Source organism: Modestobacter sp. VKM Ac-2985 (genome assembly GCF_026967925.1).
Taxonomy (GTDB): domain Bacteria; phylum Actinomycetota; class Actinomycetes; order Mycobacteriales; family Geodermatophilaceae; genus Modestobacter.
Genome location: NZ_JAPVBI010000003.1, coordinates 1,066,438 through 1,086,662 on the forward strand (window position 1 = coordinate 1,066,438; position 20,225 = coordinate 1,086,662).

The following is a 20,225-nucleotide window of genomic DNA, read 5'->3' on the forward strand; positions in this document are numbered from 1 at the left end:
CCGAAGATGGTGTGGGTCATGAGGCACTGCCGCGGGGCCTGCGGCCTCGAGCGGCCGGCTCAGGACGCCATGCTGCGAGCTCGTCGAGGGTCTTACCCACCTGACTGGCTCGTGCGGTGAGCTGCTCGCGACAGAAACCTGCCAGGCTGACGCCGAAAGCGGGGTCAACGTCGGCATGCCATTGCTCGACCCAGGGCTGCAGCTCGGCCAACCCAGCGACCAGCGGCACGAGACGGGAGTCGTCCCAGCCGTCGGCCTCACGGGCGCCGACGACTACCGACAGCGCCAGGGACTGCTGCGCGTGGTCCCAACCGGCCCACCCAAGCAGCACAGTCGGATCGGTCTCGCGACCGGCGTCCGGATAGAGGATGAACCTCTCCTTCGGGACGTCGAGCTTCCCGCGCGCCTGCCAGTAGGACACCTTCCGAAAGTCCGCAGGGGCGTACTTGGGCGGCACCGAGATCGACTGGTCCCACCGCCGTTCAGCGTCTTCACGGCGCTGCAGCGCCCAGGTTTGCTCCCACGCTTCCCGCTTACGCAGGCCGGAGTCCTTATACCGAAAGGCAGCCAGGTACGGCACAGCCTCATCGGCCAGGAGCTTCGACAGTGACTGCACCACCGGAACGTCAGGGCGCCCCTCCCACAACGCCAATACGCTAACCATGTCCTCGTCCCGGGCGACCTCATCAGCGAGCTGCGCCACGCTCCGCGGCGCCGGCCGGCCCTGCCGATCGAACCAGTACTCCCGGCCCTCCAGCCGGTCGAGTAGCCAGTCACGCAACGCAGCAGCCTGCCGCTTCTCCCACGACTCGGACGCCCACCGCCGCTTGTACTCCGGTTTCTCCAGCAGGCGAATGGCCGGGTCGCTCATGATCAGGTCGAGGCGGCGCTGCACCAGCTCGCGATACCGGGCAGGCCAGTGCATTGGAATTTCGGTGATCGGCGCGGCGCCGTGCCGGCTGAACCAAGCTGTCTTTTCCTCGCCGCGCTGCACCCTTCGAGCGAGGGCTATCTCGAAAGCCCGCTCGCCCAACGCCAGCCCGGGCAGATCCTCATCGAGGCACGTCAGATCCTCATCGATCAGCCCGTAAAGCCCGTAGACTTCCCAATCCAACTCTTCCTGAAGCGAGATCATCCGCTCACGCCTCAGCTTCGCCTGCGCGGCAACAGCCAACATGCGCTCACTCAAAGATGGCCCATGTTCGACCAGAAGCTCAGATATGGTGCGGTCCGCCTCGGTCCCGAGGGAATCCAAGCGATGCGCCCTCGAGAGCGGCAGGGCCGCCGGCAGCGGGACGTCCGCGATATTCGCACCATTAAATGCGTATCGGGGCTCCCACGCTTCATCTCCGATGCCTCCGCCGATTCCGCCATTCCCCTTGCTGAAACACACCTGCTTAAGCCAGAAACAGGCCGTGGAAGAATTCAAGACTCCCAGAAGAGCCAAATGCTCGTCTTCTGAAGCATCTGCGCGAAGCTTGATAACAGGGGCCGTCTGCTTGAAGACGCGTTCGCCACGGTCTAACGCGAAGTGGTTGTGCGTGGCCACCTCGGCGAACGTGATAGATAGCGGCTTTGAGTACCGCTCAGCAACCCACCGATACCACCCCCACCAAGGGGCGCCAGACGAGGCCTTCGTCTCGCCACCGAACCCAGTAGTACTAGCCAAGATCGTCCGGTTGCGCCATTGCCGACGTGCCCACCGGGCAGAGGTGTCGAGCGGTAGCAAATTCGCCTTAGCGTCATAAGGAGTCAGCGCATAGTCCCCCACTCCGACACCCCAGTCCCTGACGACCTCTCCGGTAATCACCGGGCGCCGCATCGAAAGAGGCACCCCGTCTCGACGCAACGCCGCCTGCGGGGCGAAGAAACAGTCGTCGGCACCAGGGAAACTGGCGAATCCGATCTTTCCGGCTATCACATCGCCGAGCGTCCCAGCACCCGCCGCTTCGACCTGCTCAACAAGCTGGGTTGCCCCACCACCGGACAGGCTCCAAGGATGTCTCGATAGCGACTCCCGTGTTAGGTCGGTTACCGAAATCCAATCGTCGTCCCAACCTGCCTGATCGACGTGATCAACGACAGTTCGCCAAACGACCCCGTTGGCGGCATCCTCGGGACGCCCGGGCTCGCCCCGAACTCCCAGCACGGCACGGACCGTCGAGCCTACCGGTCGCTGATTTCGGCCGACGAGAATAGCGGTGGGTGTGCCATGACCGGGGATGTAGGCGCCAGATATGTCAGCAACCAGTCGAAGGTCCCTAGTTACCAGAAAGTTCTCGATCAACCTACTACCGAACTCACGCTTCATGAACGAGTTCGACGTTATCTGCCCTGTCCAGCCTGCCGCCTGACTGTCGCGGCCTTCCCTAGCCAAGCGATAAAAGCGTTCCATAAACGGAACCGTCATCGCGTACGTACCTTTGCACGTGCGCGGATAGCGCTCGCGGTACTCCCGGTTGAGCTCCTTGTCTTTGACGGTGATGTACGGCGGGTTGCCGACCACCACGTCATAGGTGTCGTCCGCGAGGATTGCTCGCAGGACGGCCAGGTCCTCGGTGGCGTAGGTGAAGCCGGATAGGTCGGCGTCTTCCTGCAGGGTCTGCTGACCTGCCCCGTGGAGCAGGGAGTCGCCAACCGCAAGGTGAAAGCCAAATCCAGGGGCGTCCTCCAACGACCGCAGTCCGGACGCCTGGAGCGCCGCCACGGTCAGCCGGAAGCGAGCGATTGCGACCGCGAATGGGTTAAGGTCGACCCCGTGAATGGCGTCCAGCGCTGCCTGCACTAGCGCCTGGCGCTCCATACCGGGCGCGTGACGTTGCCAGCGGTCCAGCAGCCGGTCGAAGGCCCCGAGCAAGAAGTGCCCAGAGCCGCAGGTCGGGTCGATCAGTCGAAACCCCTTTAGCGGTCGCTCAGCGAGTGCCGGCTCCAAGGTCTGGTCGAGGATAAACTCCTCGACGAACTCTGGGGTTTGCAGTAGCGCGAACGTCGCCTTCGCATGCTCGGACAGGTCCTGATAGAGGTCGCCCAGAAAGCGGGTGTCCAGCTCCGTGTCGGTGAAGTCATGGGTGAGCGCGCCGTCGTCACCCCGCTCGCGCCAGAAGGCGACCAGCGCGCCCGCGGCATCGCCTGACGGCTGGACCAAGTGCAGAGCAGCATGCTGGTCGACCAGTGCAGTGGTTGCCTTGAGGCTGGCCAGGTGATCGACGGCCTGCAACAGCCAGTCGCGAGCCGTGACATCCGCGCCCCCCTGGCTTTGCTCTCGGTAGAAGGCCAGCTCGGCGTCCAGCGCCTCCTGCCGGCGCTCGGCCGGTCCAACGAGCCACACCGGCTCGACCAGGCGGTTGTCCTCACAGAAGCGAACGAAGACCGTCGTCAGCACCCACGCGACGGCGGCCTGCGTCACTCGGTCGTCCCGCCACGCCTGCCAGGCGGATGCGGTGCGACGTCGTGAGATCGCCTCACGGTGCCCTGCCTGCCACGACTGGCGCGTGGACTCGTCCTGCTCCACGCGCGCCCGGAGATCGTCCTCCAACCGCAGTACCTGCTTCTGCAGGGCGGCGGTCAGGCTCTTTGGTGCACTCACGTCAAACTCCTGGGTTGAGCGTTCGCTCAGCGCCCGTCGGCACTCGCACCGAGAGCAGCCTTGTTGATGGGCTAGGCGGACAGAGCCGCCGGGGCAACAGACCGGATGACACTCACGCCTGAGCGAACAGCGGTTCGGACGGGCCGAAGGCGACGGGAGGCGGTCCGAAGGCCCGTCGAGCGGCAGAGATGGTCGCTCGACCAAGGAGGGCGTTGCCGCCACCACCGATGGCCGCACCGATACCGAACGGCAGCTCACGCCCGAGCACCAAGATGCCCTGCTTCGTCCCGTACTTCGTCATGAACTGTCGGCCGAGGACTCGGTTGATCGCATCGATGCTCGTCATGGGGATGGCTTTCACGAGATTCCGTGCCCAGTAGGGGCCACTGCGCCCTGCCGCCTTCTGCACGAAGCTCGAGCCACTATTGCCGAGGAGAACCGCGATCACCAGCGTGCGACGTCGCTCGAGCTCGTCGACTCGCACGCCATGCACCTCGGCGACGGCCAAGGCGAAAACCGCGCTCGCCTCAATGAAGGTGGCCACCTCAGCCAGATTGACCGCCAGGCCAATCGCCGTTCCTGCTCCAGGCACGGCCGCAGCCGCTCCGGCCCCGAAGCCCAGCGTCGCCACGGCCGCCAGATACTGCCGCTCAAGCGAGCCGATAATCTCCGCCGGCCCGGCGTCCGGTCGGCCGCGGCGGGCACGCGTCAGGTACGCATCGACCATGCCGTGGTTGACCTGAAGCGCCCTGTCCAAGGCTCCAGTCAACGCCTGCCGGACAGGCTCCATCGAACCGGCCATGGCTCCCCCTCGTTGTGGTGCTGGGCATCCGTTCCGGTTGCGTTCCGGTGATCGTGCCATCACGGTGCGCCGTTCCTCTGGCGGCTCACCCCGAGTGGCGAGCGCTTGCGCCGCCGCGTGTCAGGCAGTGGCTGGGGCGACCGGTGCAAGCCACTCATCGTCCAGACGGAGAAACTGCCCCGGCGCGGCCAATGGCAGAGGGCGTCCATCGAGCATCGGCCCTGTGTTGCCGGCCAGCTGAGGGACGAGCACCCACACCGCTTGTCGTCGGGGGGCGGACAGATCCGTCCACCGGCTCAGCATCGACAGCTTGTCGTACCGAGATAGCGGCGACGCCTCAACCAGCAGGAGGGGGCTCTCACCGTCCATTGCCTCGATAGCCCGGTTGATGGCCGGAAGCGCGAACTCGACGAGTCGGGACAGTCCGAGCGCCTCGCGCGTGCCGGCTGGGCGGGCGTCCGCGGCCACGACGTCTGTCCAGCCGATCTTGCCCTCGGACTGGGTCCGCAGCGCGTCGATGAACACCCCGGTCACGTCGAGAACCCGAGCGCCGTGTCGCTCGACAAGCGTCGTGACGGCGCGATCGTGGCGGGGTGCGGAGACGCCCAACGCCAGGAATGACCGGGAGCGCGCGCTCTCAGTCAGCCTGCGGTCCAGTTGACCTCCGGACACGGACAACGGAGCGCCGGGCAGCGCCACCCACGTGTCCATCCGAGATTCAAGGTCGGTCGAGCTGGTGATGGCCAAAGCCCGGAACGCCCGGTGCTGCTCGTCGTAGCGCAGGTTGAGTCCGGCGTCACTGACCAGTGTGTCCAACCGCGGCCGCTCGGGTAGCGCGGGCAGCTGCGGGAAGCGGGCCCGGACTCGGTCTCGGATCTCCTGCGCGGCGATGGGTTGAGCGCCGGTGACACCAGCGAGTGCCATCCGGAGCGCGGCGACGGCGTCCAGGTCACGGTCGTGGAGCTCGCCCCGGCCGGAGACCGCTGCGGTCTGCGACAACGAGGCCGCCAGCTGCACCAACCGGGCATCGGGCAGCGGCGCACGCGCACCAATTCCGGCACCAGCGACCTCACGTAGAGCTGCGCCGGCCCGGCCGGCAGCGATCACGGGATCTGACGCCGTCCGCGCCTGGCGGATCAGCTCATCCGCACGTCGGGCCAGCGCATCTGCGAGGTCGAGCAGATCGGGCTGGGTCGCCAGCGCCAGCAGGCGCCCGTTCCGTCGACGCTTGGCCAACGGCTCCCCGCCGGCCTCCGCCCGATCGAGGGCGTCGGTGCGGTCCACCGCCACCCGGAGCAGTCCCGCGGCCAGCCGCGCCGGGTCCACCTGGTCGGACTCGGCCGGTCCCATGGACGCCAGCACGGCACCGGCCAGCTCGTCGACTGTTGCCACACCGCCGAAAGCGGCCAGCGCCTCAGTAGCGACGTCCGCTACTTCGGTGAGCAGCTGGCGGCTACCTGCGTCTGCAGCCCAGCCGTCCTGCATCTCGCCGACCAGCTGAGCCGCTCGTGGTCGGGTGACCTTGAGCGCCTCGCCGAGCTCCCCTTGGGTGACGAAGGCGTCGACGCCGTCCTCGACACCCAGCAGGAGTGCCGCCGCGTGACGCCTGCTGTCGGCCCGAGCGTTGCCGACGGTCGCGACGAGAAGGTCAGCTGCAGTGGCCGGGGTTGAAAGTGAGCCCCCGGATGGGCGTTCGGGTCGCTGCGCGCCCCGGCCGATCACGGCGACACCGAACCGGTCGCGCCAACGCTTGGCGCGCTGCTTCACCTCCCGTCGCGTGGGTTCGGAGACGCCGGAGAGCCGGTTGAGGCGGACCGGGTCGATGGCCACGAGGTCACCGACGGTGCTGACTGCGAGCGGCTCGATGGCTGACAGGGCGCGCGCCGACAGACCTGACTGCGACAGCGACGTTGACGCATCCGCACTCTCGGCTTGCGCGTCCGCGTCGTCCGGCACTGTGCTGTCGACAGGTGCGAACAACGCCTTCCACTCGGCGAGCATCTCCGCCGCTGTGTGCTGGCGATCGGCGACCCGACGCGACAAGCCGCGGTGGAAGAACGGCACCAAGGCGGCGGCGAGCGAGGAGTCGAAGAGAGACGGGTCGACCGTCGCATCGTCGGGGATCAACGCCGGATCACTCAATCCGTCCCCGTAGACCGGTGGGCGGCCGGTGGCCATCTCGAAAAGGACGACGGCCGCCGAGTACCGCTCCGCGGCGGAGTCGAAGCGGCCGCGTCCCGGGCTGTCGAGGAACGGATCTAAGTACGGCGGCGTCCCAGCCGTGACTGCCGTGGCTCCGGCCTGAGTGAGCGAGAAGTCGAAGAGCGTCAGGTGCTTGACCCGGTCCGTGCGGCTTCGTCCTTCGCGGACACCCAAGTTGGCCGGCTTGATGTCGCGGTGGTCGACACCCGCCTTGTCGAGGACGACGAGCGCCTCCAGGAGGTCGGTGCCCCACCGCTCGAGGAGGTCGAGCGACAGCCGCTGTCGGGCGCTCAGGACATCCGCCAGGGTCTGGTCGCCCGCGGGTTCGAGGACGAGGGCCCGTCGGGTGCCGACCTGGATCGGCCCGTCGACGAGCCGGACCACCCGGGGATGGTTCAGCGATGCCAGCACGGAGGCCTCGGCGTCGAGCCGAGCCGTGGCGGCGTCGTTGATGGCGACCTTGAGTACGCGTCGGGCATCGGGGCCCGTTCCGATGGTGAGGTCACTGACCAGCAGGCCCACCGCTGTGGATCCGGCGCCCAGCCGGCGCTCCAGCTGCCAGCGGTCGTCGATCACGGCACCGGCGATGGCGTCCAGCGGGTCGATGACTTCGTCGAGGGCCGTGCCGGCCCGCTCGACGGCAGCAAGGCGTTCGAGGAAAGCCCCGACATCGGCCAACCGGTCGCTCACCGAGGGCCGGGTGGCCTCCAGCACGAGAGCCCGCATGGCCGAGGAGATCTGCGGCAGGTCCGCCGCGAGATCGAGACCGTGGTCGCGCTGGATACGTTCGCGGAGACCGGCACGGTCTGCGGCCGGCGGACGGCCGGCGAGCACGAAGTAGGCAACAGCACCAAGGCTGAAGACGTCTAGGCGAACCCGATCAGCCCCGGCGTTCCACACGCCCTCTGGCGCTTGGAACGCCTCCGCCTGTCGCCGATCGAGGTCGACCGCGGCGGGCTGCAGGACGACGCCAAGGCGGTCGTTGACCAGCTCTGCTGCGACCAGTGCGGTCACACCAGTGGTCGTGACGCCGGTCAGATTCTCCCCCGTCGCTGACCCGGCGCTCTGCCAATCACCAACGAGCACTCGCAGTCCGCCACTGGGTTGTTCCTTGACCCAGATGGCGGAGGGAGTCAGCCCGCGGTGCACCACTCGGTGCCCGTGCGCGTAGCCGACAGCCTCTGCGACCTGGCGGAGGAGCGAGAGCTGGTCGGTCAGCGGAACGCCCTGCGGCCGGTCCGCCTGCCACAGGTCAAGGCGCTGGAAGCTCTCGTCGTAGGGGTAGACCAGCCCGACGCCGAGGTCGTCATCCACCAGGTCGCGGGGGCGAAGGACGGCGTCGTGGGTCAGGCGAGACATGACCCGGTACTCATGTTCGACGACCTTGCGAACGCGGGTGACCTCTTGCGACTCGGCACCCGGCGGCACGACCCGGACGCGGATGCGCGCCCGGTCGCTGCCGATGTGCCGATGGGTGGCTGACCAGTCCTGCCAGCCCTCCCCTTCACCGAGCGGCTCGTCGTCGATGACCCACGAGCCGACCTCGCGCTGTCGACGTCGAACCAGGCCGATGCGACCCATCAGCATCGCGAGGATCTCCTCGCGGTTGGCGCCAACGGCGTCCGTGGGGGTGGGCGGCTCCAGCAGCCGGCTCGCGATGCCCGGCAGGCCAGAGCTGCGCTCGTTCCCGTCGAGGCCGAACAGATCCAGCTGGGACGCCGAAGGAAGCATGGAACGCAGCCCCGGGTGATGCAGGAACACCGACTCCTGGACGAACGGGACGATCCGACGGACGTCGTCGATCGGTGTACCGGTCTCCTCCGCCCAGCGGACCAACTCGTCGCGCAGCTTGCTGGCGAGACGCTGAGCCTTCCGGCGAGCGAGCTTGAGCGGAGAGTCCTCAGCCCGGTGTCCGTCGCGGCGCCAGCGGAGATCGTCGCCGCGCAGGGTGCCGCTGTAGTACTTCAGCTCCACCAGGTGCAGGCGTCGCTGGCCCAGGACGATGAGGTCGACTTCGTGCCACTTGCCCTGGCCATCGCGGAACTCAACGTTCGACCACGCCCGGTAGGGCGAGGTCTGCGGGAGCAGCTCGCGGACCAGTCGCAGACCCTCTGCCTCATGCGGGAAGGGCGACGGCGTCACCTCAACCCATCGGGGCGTCTGCGGCACTCGTTCTCCTTCGCGCTTGCGGCTGATCGGCATCAGTCTGACAGCCGTGTGCGATCCACCCGACTGTCTGGCTACAGGTCCCACTCGTCCGAGAGCGTGGAGAGGAGCTCCTGCTGGCGCTTCTCGAGCAGCTCCGGCGTCCACGCTGCCTCGGTGACGACGCCCACCGTCAGCGCGAATGGCGCGACACCGGTCTTGCCGGTGAAGTAGCGCGCCTTCTTGGTGTCGAAGTCGTAGTTCTGCGCCTCGGAGTTCTTGGCACGGTTGAGCAGGACCAGGTTCCCCAAGCGGTGCGTCCACTGCAGGCGCTCGTCGTCCGTGAAGTCCTGGACCCACTTCGAGGTGGTGGAGGGGTTTTGCGGCAGGACGTGCTCGACGGTGATGATCGCGTGGTCGTACGTGACCCCGGGATTGTTGGCCAGGGCTTCGTCCAGCCGCAGGAGGACGTACTTGCGCACCTTGGTGACGAGGTAGATGTCGCCGTTCAAGCGGTCGACGGTCTCAGCGCGCTCCTCGGGTGTCAGCTCGAAGCCCGGCGCGTCAAGGCCGACCCTTTCCAGATCAGCCAACAAGTCCGCGTACCGCTGTGCTCGTGGGGTGGCGTAGACGCGCCGCAAGAGCATGCTGGCTGCTAGCCGCTCGAGCTTTTGGAAGAACTCGTTTAGCCAAGTGGCGTCGTCCGAGTGGTGGCGCAACGCCCAGAGCGCCGGCGGCCGCCAGTCGTTGTTGTCCAGCTGGGACAAGCGCGTCAGCCAGCGGTTGACCTTTTCCGCACTCGCGCTGGCTGAGTACGACTGGTCGCGCAGTTGCTCGTACGCGTCGGCGTACGGCAGCAGCACCTGATCGATGAACGCTGCTGATTTTCCCTTGAACTGAGCCAGCACCTGCTCGGGAAACTCTTTGAGCAGCTCCCTGCGCGCGCGTTCCTTGGAGAAGATCATGCGCAGGTGCAGGAACAGGTCGGCGAAGTCGTCGCGTCCGAGCGCCTCTTCCGCGTCCTCCCACTTGGTGGCGTACTCGCTGGATGCGCCGTCGGGCAGCTCGCCGATGATGAGCGACTTGAATATGTCAGCCGGCGACAGATCCAGTCCTCGGGCGTTCATCACACTGAAGATGCGGTGTGCGCTGTCGAGGTCGGGCGTGCTCACCACGACCAGGAAGGTCCGCTCGCTGAGCATCGCAACCAGCTCGAGACGTCGATCCTCGTTCCAGGTCTTCAGCTTCTCCCGAAGGGCGATGGCGTTCTCTCGGACTGACCGCTGCGCGTCGGTCTTGAGGCTGTCCTTGTTCACCGCGACCAAGGTGGTGGTCGCGCCAGTGACCTGGATGTGGTCCTGGAAGAAGCCAGCGTCACGTGCACGAAGCGCCAGACGAGGCTTGGGCGCCAGCTTCCGGATCTTGCTGCCCGGCTCGACGATCAGCGTCTCCAGGTTCTGACGCAGCTCGTCGTCCTCGGTCAGGTCGCGGAGGACCGCCAGGAGGATGGTGAGCGTCGTCAGCCGCTGCTGGCCATCGATGACCTCAGCCTCCGACACGCCCTTCCGCTTGACCAGCACGATAGAGCCTAGAAAGTACGGCTCTTCGTCACCGCGGTCTAGCGCATCGACCAGGTCCTCCAGCAGCTGGGTGGCCTGCTCCCGCTCCCACGCATACGGGCGCTGGTAATCGGGGATGCGAAAGTCGTAGTCACTGCAGAAGATCTTGTGCAGTGGGACCTCGTGGGCTTCCAGCTGTTGCATGCCCGCAGTCTGCGTGATGCCCGCCTCCGCCCGGACGATCCGGCCGACCGCGTGTCGGCTCCCTTCCGTGTCACTCAGCACAGGGCTTCCACGGAAATCATGAGGCGCGTGCCCGTCACCGTGGCTACGACGGTCGGTCGGCAACCAATCTCGGGGCCGTGGAGTCGAAGCCATCTGGCGTCTGCCAGATGACTGCGACATGCTGACTGGCCGCAAGATCCTGCAAGTCAGGTCGGGGCTTCTCGGGCAGGAGAACAGCTCGATGCGTGGCGGCTACGAATCGGCTGTAATCGGCGAGCTGCCCCAGTGCCATCCGCACAGCTTCCCGTGACGTGGTTCCCTTCGCCTCCACCAGCGCCTTGACTGTGTCGTCGTAGAGGTCCGTGTACATCGGCTTGTGCTCCCCAGGCGGAAGGACTCTCTTACGGGACACAGCTCGTCCCCTCGCCCGTAGGTGGGCTTCGAATGCGATCACCAGCTTCGCCTCTCGACGTTCGGCCTCGATCGGTTCGGCTTTCGGGTTGATCCAGGCTCTCTCCGTGTGCTGCTGTTCGATGGGGACGTCAGCAACGATCGGACCAACGGTGACTGACGCAAGTGGCGAGCGCTCCGCTGGTGCACGTGCCGTGAGCGGGCGAAGCCGGAAGACGATCACCTTGCGAACAGGCCCGTCGCCCGTCTCGGGGGCGTCTGTCTCGTACGAGGGCTCGCGCTCGTCGAGTTCGAACTGGCCCATGTACCGGATGACGTCCTTCGAGCCCTCGAAGACCTGAAGCGCCCGACCGGCCGCCCGATGATCCACGATGGCCCGGTTTCCCCGGATCATCTGCTGATCCCCTCGCTGCCCCTCGCCGGTGTAGTGGAACAGGCCATCCGCCTGCCAGCCGTCGAAGTAGCCGTGCTGCTCCCCGGTTTTCGGGTCCGTGAAGATGAGGATGTTCGGCGACTGCGACGACGGGCTGATGCCACCCTGTCCGCTGCCTCCATACCGCTCATGCAACGCAGTGCGCTTGATCTGTTCGCCCGGCTTGAGGTGCAGGCCGCCGCTGTCCTGCGCCTTGCCGCCGGCGCCCCTGCTGTCAGCATCGTGTAGCGAGACGACCGGCGGGGCGCCAGCGACGACGACGTCCTCCCGGCTGGCGAGAACGGCGCCGACGAACGAGCTGCGGTGCCCGAGGGTCGGGACGTCGATGGTGACCTGACCGTCCCGACCAAGCAGGTCGAGGGCTGTCTGCACCTCGGCGATGGGGACCAGCTGTCCTTGGGGAGACTTCGACGTTGCGACCAGGACGTTCGGGGGTTCGACGGCGAGGACCTCATTGACAGCGCCATTCGTCGTCGTCTCGAGCCTGCGTCCGATGAGCACGGTCAGGAGGTCGACAGCTTCCTGGTTCTCGTCCCCACCGGCGTAGACCTCCGGCGCTGGAGATTCCGCTGGGAACAGCGAGCCCAGGGCGGTCTGCAGGGCGGGATGCTCCGCGACCGGCGCGGTGAGCAGCTCGATGGCGCGGCTGCGGAACGCCCGGTCGTCTCGCACGCGGTCGTGAGCCGCCCGGGCCAAGCCCGCGACCGGGTCTTCGGTGCGGACGAAGTCTCTGCCTCCTCGAGACACGGGACCGTCTGGTGCGCCGAACAGCTGCCACCACGGCGACTTTCGGAGCGCGAACCACGGCAGCTCCGGGTCCGGCTGGCTGTCGCCGACCGCGAACGGCGTCAGCAGACTGCGAAGCTCATCCCGGACATCGGAGAAGGGCTGCATCCGCTCTCGGCCGTGTATTGCCTTGTTGATCGCCCACAGGAGGACCAGCTGCTGATAGGGCGCCGGCTTGCCCAGCTGCCGGTCTACCTTCAGCTCGGTCAGCGCCGCGAGCAGCGGCTCGTCCGTGTCGACTGGGGAAGGCACCGGCGTCCTGTCCCAGTCGCCGTGGCGCTCGAATTCGTCGGCCAGGAGGACCGTCAGACGCTCGGCTCGCTGGAGGTCGATGCGCGGGAACTGAGGCAAGCGGACGGTGTCGATGCCGACGGTGCGCTTGAGCTCTGGGCCCGCCATGGGGACCGGCGCGGCAGGCTCGTCGAGGACCTCGACCGGGATGAGCGCCTTGTAATGCTGTGGATCCGGCCAAGGGACTTCTTCGATCCCGGCGGGGCGACGTGCATCTTCAGTGACCCGGCAGCGCGCCAGCCACCCCTGCTTCGAACCCCAGATGAAGAGCTCATCTCCCGCGCGCACGCCCAGCGCGGTGGGGGTGTTCGAGCCGAAGAGCGATTCGCGCTTGCAGATCTGCCAGTTGTCACGCTGTTCGAAGGAGATCGAGCCGACCCAATACGTCACTCATCCGCGCCGTCCGGTGTTCGCAGCGGGTGAGGGCATGTCCTGAGGGAAGCCCGTTGGGCCGTGCTCGCTGTGCCGACGCCCATCGCGCCGGCCCGTTGACTATGCGAGGCCGTCGGCAGGAGCGGGGAACGACACTCCGACGTCGGCTTCAGTCGCGGACAGGAGCGACGCCCAGGTTGGTGGTAGCCGGAAAGCGCTGGCTGTTCGCTTCCAACTTGGACCGAGCCGCAGCAGCGAGATCGATACCGGACACGTCGGCCAGTCGCACCAGGTAGAGCAGGACGTCCGCCAGCTCCTCCCCCAACCGTTCACGCAGGTGACTGCCTTCCGCTGTCCCGCCTGCTTCCTCAGCGGGCAGCCACTGCACGAGCTCGGCGACCTCCCCCACCTCGCCGACCAGCGCGAGCGTGAGGGACTTGAGGTCGTGGAAGCGACCCCAGTCGCGTACCTCGGTGAACTCACGCATCTGGGCGGTCAAGTCAGCCAGGTCGCTCACCGCTGGAGTATCGGTCACCGGGTGTGACCGGCGTCCCGTCTAGGGTGATGACTACGCGGTTCGACTGGCTTCCGAACTCTTGGACATGCCCCCACCCGCACGTTCATTCGTGCTGCCCGGGGACAGGTCCTTGCCACTTCTTCGTACGTCCGGCCATGGCCTCAAGACGCTCGCTGACGCCGGCTCGCTGGCGTCCACGCTGGCGACTCAAATGTCGCATCGCATGAACCGCTCGCCCTCCGCGGCCGAGATGCGCTCGTGGGACGCGAGCCTCACCGCTCTCGCCGCCGACCTCGAGCAAGCCGGTCTGGGCGGCGTCGAGGTGCTGCTCGAGTACCAGCTCCCCCTGTCCAGCAAGCGGATCGACGTCATCCTGGCCGGCGAGCACCCGCAGCGCGGCGGGCCGTCCTACATCGTCCTCGAACTGAAGCAGTGGACGCAGGCGACCCTGTTCGAGGACGAGCCGGAGCTCGTCGTCCAGCCGACCTACGGCAACCGTCCCGTGCTGCACCCGGTCGCCCAAGTGCGCTACTACGGCGAGTACCTGCTCGACTTCCTCGGTGTCCTGCACGGCACGAACGACGTCCTCGCCGGAGCCGCCTACCTGCACAACGCGACCGATGACCGCGTCAGTGCGCTCCGCGGCTACCCGCAGGACGAGCTGGGCCGCCTGTTCACCGGACGCGAACGCGGCGACTTCCACGACTTCCTCCGGTACCGCCTCTCCCCCGCCAACGCCTCGATTCACGCCGACCGGTTGCTGCGGTCCTCTGTCGCCCCGAGCAAGCAGCTGCTCGCCGTCGCGGCGGAGGAAATCCGTACGCGGGAGCAGTTCGTGCTCCTCGACGAGCAGCGGGTCGCCTTCGATCTGGTGCTCCATGAGGTGGAGAAGGCCCGCGGAGGCGATCACAAGTCGGTCGTCATCGTCTCGGGCGGGCCGGGCAGCGGGAAGAGCGTCATCGCGCTTTCTCTGCTCGGTGAACTCAGTCGGCGCGGCGTCCGCGTCGCGCACGCCACCGGCTCTCGGTCGTTCACGCAGACGCTGCGCAAGGTGGCCGGTCGCCGAGCGCCGCGCACGGCCGCTCTGTTCCGGTACTTCAACCAGTTTATGGACGTCGCCAAGAACAGTCTCGACGTCCTCATCGCCGACGAGGCGCACCGACTGCGGGAGACCTCGGCCAACCGTTGGACGAAGGCCGAGCTGCGCAGCGACAAGCGGCAGATCGACGAGCTGATCGACGCAGCCTTCGTGTCGGTGTTCCTGCTCGACCAGAACCAGGTCGTGCGCCCCGGAGAGATGGGCACGGTCCAGGACATCGAGAAGCACGCCCGCGAACGCGGCATCGACGTCCACGAGATCGACCTGTCGACCCAGTACCGCAGCGGTGGCAGCGCCGAGTACGTCGAATGGGTCGAGCGGCTGCTCGGTCTGGCTCCGGGGGGTCCGGAGAAGTGGGGCGGGGACGAACGCTTCGAGGTCCGGACGGCGCCGTCGCCGTCCGCCATGGAGGCAGCACTCGCGGAGAAGCTGGCCCAGCACCAGAACGCCCGGATGGCCGCCGGCTACTGCTGGCCCTGGAGCGACCCGAGGTCCGACGGGTCGCTCGTCTCGGACGTGACGATCGGCGACTGGTCCCGCCCGTGGAACCTCAAGCGCGAGCGCTCAGTGGGTGACGCCCCGCCGGCCGCCCTGTGGGCCAGTGACGACCGCGGCTTTGGCCAGGTCGGCTGCGTCTACACCGCACAGGGCTTCGAGTACGAGTGGAACGGCGTCCTGCTCGGCCCCGACCTGGTGTGGCGCACAGATCGCTGGGTCGCCGTGCGCAGTGCCAACCGCGATCCGGACTTCCGCAACAGGCAGCGGGTCAGTGATGCGGACTTCGACGTGCTCGTGCGCAACGTCTACAAAGTGCTGCTGACGCGCGGTCTGCGTGGCGTCTACCTGCACTCGACCGATCCGGAGACCCAGCAGCTACTGGACGACCTCGTCAACTGAACTGCTTCGCGTTGACAGCGCTCGGTGGAGCTGCGGCCAGCCGGCACTCAGAGTCGGTCGATCCAGGTGTCTTCGTCGCGGCCGTCCCACGCCGACGTCGACCCCGTCTGAGCCGCTGGCTCGGGAGTCAGGTGGTTCAAGACGCGCAGCGCTTCCCCGCGGGTCAGCGAGCGCACGGACTCAACGGGCCGCCCGGCGACGGACTCAATCGTTTCTTGTCGCTCGGCCATGGTCACCAAGCCGCGCGCAGTCAGAGCTTCTCTGATCGCATCGACCAGCCAGTCGGCGATGGATGCCTCAGCAGGGACTGGCTGAGCCGGCTCATCCGGTGGGTCGTCGCCGAAGAGTGAGAGGTCGCCTGACACGGCGCCATGCTAAGAGGTCATGCCAGGGGACACCGGGAGGACGACTACACCGGTAGGGACGCCCAACGGGTCGGTGCGCTACCCCGCGGCCCGCATCACCAGAGCGGGAGCCGACTTGAGCCGAATCAGTCCGCGGACATCACGTTCGGCGCGATGAACATGGCTTTCAGGTGCCGCCGCCGCAGCAGCCAGAGGAGGAGCGCGTCAGGACGACGGCGCCCCGGGCTCCACATCGATCACGTAGCAGTCGTGGTCACTGAGACCCACCGCCGTCCGACGCTCGACAGCCACCACTCGGCATCGATGCGGGACTGCGATGTGGTCGATGCTCAGGTGGCCCTCCAGTCGGTGGGGCAGGCCGGCCGTCGGCACGTACAGGCCGAGCCGCTCAACCGCGGCGACGACGTGCGCCCGGCCGCCCTTGCTGCCCGCCCACTCTGGGCCGTACAGCGCCTGGTTCCAGTCGCCACCCCACACCAGACCGGTGCGCGGCAGACCAGCGAGCAACTCCTCCAAGGCGTACCGCATCCGACCGGAGTGCACGTTCCGCGGGGGCTCGGCACCCGGCCACGTGGGCTCTCCACCCGCCCCCTTCCACGGCAAGATCGTGGCGCAGTACGTGACCCCGTCGACCACCGCGGCCGCGCTGGCCACGTGCGGGTCTGGCACGGGGGTCATGTGGGATCGGCTGTAAACGCCTGCCCACCGACAGCCAGGCCTCATCCGCGCATCGCCGAAGTGCTGGTGATAACCGGGGAGCTCGACTCTCTCGTTGACCTCCGTCAGCAACCAGACATCGCAGTTCGCATCAGCCAGGAGCGCCTCGTGCTCCGGCTTCCACCGACCCTCCAGGTTCCACGTTCCGATCCTCATGCGTCGGCGCTCCTTGCCCGGGGGTTGTGCGCAGGTCCAACAGTGCCCAGGACCGGACATCGCTCGGCCTCGACAACCACCTCATCGCCCGTCATCTGTCGTGACTCGGGTGCTCCCATGCTGCTCTGGGCCACCGGTTCACTCATCGCGCGGCACTCCGCTGGCGACGGCGTCTCACTCGCGGCGGCAGCGTATTGGGCAGTCGCCAACAGATGATGTCGAGCAGCCGAACGTCGGAGATGGCTGCGAGCTGCGCGGCAGGGGCCCCGTGGTCGGCCAGCTCTATCCTGTGGCGGTCGAGGGCAGCCTTGTTCGCGAGGACATGAGCCGGATGGCGCCCCAGTAGTTCCGAAGTCGGTGGGGACCTGCCGGCCGATCAGCAGGAGCCGTGTCCCGAGGATCCCCGGATCGGCTTCGATCATCGTCTCCAACTGGGATTCCAGCGGGACGCCCTTGGCTGCGAGCTCCACCGGCTTGTCCCGGTCGACCCGCCACAGCCCTACTTCCTGCGGCACCTGGTCGCTCCCCTCACGCTGCGGTCCGGACCCGAGCGGTCCGACGGGACTGCGGCCAGTGAACGCTGCTTGCCTCAGTCATCGGTGGCCACCTCGACCGGCACCAGGACTCGGTCGGGCATCCCGGCTGCTCGCTCGAGTGGGAGGGACGGCCATCCGCTCCACCCGCGGGCACGGACCTGCTCGACCTTGCCGACGAGTTCGTCGATCCCAGCCACCGCAACGGCAAGACTGTCGATGCGGACGGGGTGCCGGGATGCGTACTCCGGTAGCAGGAAGTAGAGCTGTCCTCTGGTGGACCCGTCTCCGACGTTGATGTTCCAGACCGGGGTGTCCTTGCCGTCCACCGAGTACCAGCCGGTCACCCCTGCAGTTCCACCCGACCCCCAGGAGAAGCGCCCACCCCGCGCCTTCACGTGCGCGATGAGCCGCTCGACCAGCGCTCGCACGATTGGCTCACGCTGCTCCAGTGCGGCGATCAACGTGGCCTCGGTCCACGGAGCCCGTCTCGAACGTCGTTGCTTGGAGTCCACCGCCGCAGCTGTCCGACCGACGACCCGCGGGACGTAGGCGACCTGATCACCCTCGCCCGTGTACTGCGGGAGCTCCACTCCGAGCACCTCGACGTCCCGCATCTGCTCATTGAGAAACTCGATGATCCGTACGAGGCCGGGTGCCAGCCGGTCGGCCAGGAAGATCAAACGAATGCGGCCAGCACGCAAGTTGTCCTCGACGGTCGACCAGAAGGCCTCCGCATCGCCGACGCCGAGCTGTTGTTCGAGGTACTGGGCAGGATCCAACGTGCCGGCCGCCTGAGCGACGGCATCGCGGAGGTCGTTCTGCCACGTGGTGATCCCGTTCGCGGCGTAGTCCAGCATCTGTGCGACGACCTCACGACGGGCTCGTGTGTCGCTGGCGCGCTTGACCTCCACCAGTACTGGTGTCCCCGCCTGGTCGATGAACAGGTGGTCCAGGGAGAGGCCGACGCTGTCCGAGGCGGTGACGGGCATCTCCCGCCGTACGAGCAGGAGTCTCGGGCGCTCATCTGACGTGGCAACTCCCGCGATCAGCTCGGGGAATTGGGCCAGTACACGCTGGAGCACGTCCTCGTTGTCGTAGTCAGTCTGCCGCAAGGCGATGAGCTGCCCTTCGATGGCGAGGAAGATGGCCTGATCAGTCACCCGAGGTCTCCGCAGCGATCGTGGTCGGCAGTGCTGCCCTGCGGCGATGGGCCCAGAGAGCGTGCTCGAGGCGTGTGGAGCTGTCGCCGCGTGCGGCGGCGGCAGCCAGGACCACGTCTCGCGCTTCATACGGGGAGACGGGCCGTGCGACGGCGTCGGCCACCGCGGCGATAACCCACCGATCCGCTTTGACACCAGGCCGGCCGAGGAGCATGCCGAAGTACTCCCAGGTCACCCAACCGAGTCCAGTGACGCCCGTGTAGGCCCGCCGCTGGTCGTCGTCTTCCAGGTTGAGCTGACAAGAGGACGTGACGCCGCAGCGCACCAGTCGCTGGGCCGCCTCCACGATGGCCGCCGCCTTGGGCACGCCACTCGTGACCTGGCGACCCACGGCCTTCTCCACCTCGCGCCAGTCGAACGAGGCGAGAGCCCGGAGGTCGTCGAGAACCTCAGTCGGGGCGCGCAGCTCCCGGTAGGCGGCGACTGCCCGGTGGACCCCCGTCGCCCGCGACCCGTCACGGGCAGCCCGCCCATAGCGTGCGCGGATCGACAAGACAGCGTCGACCAGCGCCACCTCAATCTCACCGGGCCGGCCGCCAGGCCATTCGGTCCACCCGTCGCCGATCTGGTCGTCGACGTAGCGCAGCAGCGCGCACACATCCGCTTCCGTAACCGGAGCCGTGTCGTCCGCCTGAAGACTGCACGAGTGCATCGACGTGCTCGCTGGTGTGGTCGTCACCTGGTACTCCCTTTGCCGTTCGCTGGAACCAACCACGAGGGGAGATGCTCGTGTGGCAGCCACCCGCGATGTCGTGGCCAATGTGGCGTGAGGGGTCCGTGATCGCCGTCAGGCGCCGATCTGCCCTGGGCGCCATGAGGCTGAGGCGTCACCAGGTTCCCGGAGCGCCGAGGTGGGGCTCAATTCCGACAGGACATGCAACGCCTCGGCGCGGGTGAGCGACCGCAGCGACTCCACCGACCGCCCAGCGACAGCCTCGATTGCCTGCTGGCGTTCCGCCATGGTCGTCAGCCCACGGGCGGCCAGTGCGTCCCTGATCGCATCGATCAGCAGTCGGCGATGGGAGTCTCGGTGCGGACTGACTGAACCGGCTCCCCCGGTTCCTCGTCGCCGAAAAGTGACCGAAATGTGAGACGTCGCCTCACACAGCCGCAACGTCATGAGGTCGTGCCTGGGACGCCCTCCGAAACTGGCCGCGCGCCCCTCGTACACCTGGCGCCAGGGTGATCCGTGATGCGCTGGTGGCTCAGAAGTCGGCGTGCTGAAATCCGGATCGAGTTTCGGCACATGTGCGACTCGGATTCGGGTTCGGGTGGTCATAGCGTTCCCTCGCCCAGCAACCGCACGTGAGGGATCCCTTTGAAGCGTCACACCAGCATCGCGTTCCTCCTGGCCGCCGGCCTACCGCTCCTCGCCGCCTGCGGCGGAGGGGACGAGGCGGTCGCCAGCCCGGCGACCGTCACCGTCACGAAGGAGGCACCGGCTCCCGCACCTGCACCGGTTCCGACCACCGTGTCGCCGACGACGCCTGCGGAGGCACCGGTTGCGCCGGCGACTACCGCAGCAGTGGTCGACTTCCCCATGCCCGACATGACCGGGCAGGTGCTGCAGGACGCACAGGATGCAATGCAGACCCTCGGCGTCATGTACAGCACGTCGCACGACGCCCTGGGCAGCCGCATGCAGGTCCTGGACCGGGATTGGCTGGTCTGCGACCAGAACATCCCAGCTGGCCAGCAGGTCACCGGCGAGGTCGAGGGACAGATCGACTTCGGTGTCGTGAAGCTGTCGGAAAGTTGCCCCTGACGTCCTCCCGTGCCGTCTGACATCCAGACGGCACCGGGTCGCGCACCATGCTCGATGAACACCTCCGTCGAGTGACGTCCTCATTCCGGCCGTCCGGCTCCCCGAGCACCTGGTCGAAGAAGCAAGGTGAGCTGTCTCAGG

12 protein-coding genes are annotated in these 20,225 nt (G+C 67.3%); 2 read left to right on the forward strand and 10 right to left on the reverse strand.

Annotated features, from left to right (window positions below):
* Window positions 1–16: 16 nt before the first annotated feature.
* From pglX to O2V61_RS21030, 6 genes are all read right to left on the reverse strand, one after another.
* Window positions 17–3,586 (reverse strand): BREX-2 system adenine-specific DNA-methyltransferase PglX, encoded by a 3,570-nt coding sequence (gene pglX, locus O2V61_RS21005; protein WP_269185210.1) that lies wholly within the window; start codon window positions 3,584–3,586, stop codon window positions 17–19.
* A 112-nt stretch (window positions 3,587–3,698) separates the two neighbouring features.
* Window positions 3,699–4,388 (reverse strand): hypothetical protein, encoded by a 690-nt coding sequence (locus tag O2V61_RS21010; protein ID WP_269185211.1) that lies wholly within the window; start codon window positions 4,386–4,388, stop codon window positions 3,699–3,701.
* Between the two features lie 120 nt (window positions 4,389–4,508).
* Window positions 4,509–8,759, reverse strand: coding sequence for a BREX system serine/threonine kinase PglW (gene pglW, locus O2V61_RS21015; protein ID WP_269185212.1), 4,251 nt, complete (start codon window positions 8,757–8,759; stop codon window positions 4,509–4,511).
* Between the two features lie 71 nt (window positions 8,760–8,830).
* Complete coding sequence (locus O2V61_RS21020) at window positions 8,831–10,498, reverse strand: DUF262 domain-containing protein (protein ID WP_269185213.1); 1,668 nt, start codon at window positions 10,496–10,498, stop codon at window positions 8,831–8,833.
* Between the two features lie 124 nt (window positions 10,499–10,622).
* Window positions 10,623–12,830 (reverse strand): hypothetical protein, encoded by a 2,208-nt coding sequence (locus O2V61_RS21025; protein WP_269185214.1) that lies wholly within the window; start codon window positions 12,828–12,830, stop codon window positions 10,623–10,625.
* 151 nt (window positions 12,831–12,981) lie between these two features.
* Window positions 12,982–13,329 (reverse strand): nucleotide pyrophosphohydrolase, encoded by a 348-nt coding sequence (locus O2V61_RS21030; protein ID WP_269185215.1) that lies wholly within the window; start codon window positions 13,327–13,329, stop codon window positions 12,982–12,984.
* Between the two features lie 223 nt (window positions 13,330–13,552).
* Here O2V61_RS21030 and O2V61_RS21035 point away from each other — a divergent pair, with 223 nt between their 5' ends.
* Window positions 13,553–15,325: a DUF2075 domain-containing protein gene (locus O2V61_RS21035; RefSeq protein ID WP_269185216.1), complete on the forward strand. Its 1,773-nt coding sequence runs from the start codon at window positions 13,553–13,555 to the stop codon at window positions 15,323–15,325.
* Window positions 15,326–15,372: 47 nt separating this feature from the next.
* On the opposite strand, the gene O2V61_RS21040 is transcribed toward O2V61_RS21035, so the two are convergent.
* From O2V61_RS21040 to O2V61_RS21055, 4 genes are all read right to left on the reverse strand, one after another.
* On the reverse strand, window positions 15,373–15,690 hold the full coding sequence (locus O2V61_RS21040; RefSeq protein WP_269185217.1) for a hypothetical protein: 318 nt from the start codon (window positions 15,688–15,690) through the stop codon (window positions 15,373–15,375).
* A 204-nt stretch (window positions 15,691–15,894) separates the two neighbouring features.
* Complete coding sequence (locus tag O2V61_RS21045; RefSeq protein ID WP_269185218.1) at window positions 15,895–16,563, reverse strand: endonuclease/exonuclease/phosphatase family protein; 669 nt, start codon at window positions 16,561–16,563, stop codon at window positions 15,895–15,897.
* Between the two features lie 589 nt (window positions 16,564–17,152).
* Entirely contained in the window at window positions 17,153–18,259 is a 1,107-nt protein-coding gene (locus O2V61_RS21050; protein WP_269185219.1) for a hypothetical protein, read from the reverse strand.
* Window positions 18,252–18,998 carry a hypothetical protein gene (locus O2V61_RS21055; protein WP_269185220.1) on the reverse strand — a complete coding sequence of 249 codons (747 nt, stop codon included), beginning with the start codon at window positions 18,996–18,998 and terminating at the stop codon, window positions 18,252–18,254. The genes O2V61_RS21050 and O2V61_RS21055 overlap by 8 nt, the downstream gene beginning before the upstream one ends.
* Window positions 18,999–19,637: 639 nt before the next feature.
* On the opposite strand from O2V61_RS21055, the gene O2V61_RS21060 reads away from it, so the two are divergent.
* Complete coding sequence (locus O2V61_RS21060) at window positions 19,638–20,084, forward strand: hypothetical protein (RefSeq protein ID WP_269185221.1); 447 nt, start codon at window positions 19,638–19,640, stop codon at window positions 20,082–20,084.
* Window positions 20,085–20,225 lie beyond the last annotated feature (141 nt).

Bases quoted from the DNA above. Each gene is read 5' to 3' on its own strand.
- O2V61_RS21010 (WP_269185211.1), bottom strand. From the start codon at position 4,388: ATGGCCGGTTCGATGGAGCCTGTCCGGCAGGCGTTGACTGGAGCCTTG.
- O2V61_RS21045 (WP_269185218.1), bottom strand. From the start codon at position 16,563: ATGAGGATCGGAACGTGGAACCTGGAGGGTCGGTGGAAGCCGGAGCAC.
- O2V61_RS21020 (WP_269185213.1), bottom strand. From the start codon at position 10,498: ATGCAACAGCTGGAAGCCCACGAGGTCCCACTGCACAAGATCTTCTGC.
- O2V61_RS21035 (WP_269185216.1), top strand. From the start codon at position 13,553: ATGAACCGCTCGCCCTCCGCGGCCGAGATGCGCTCGTGGGACGCGAGC.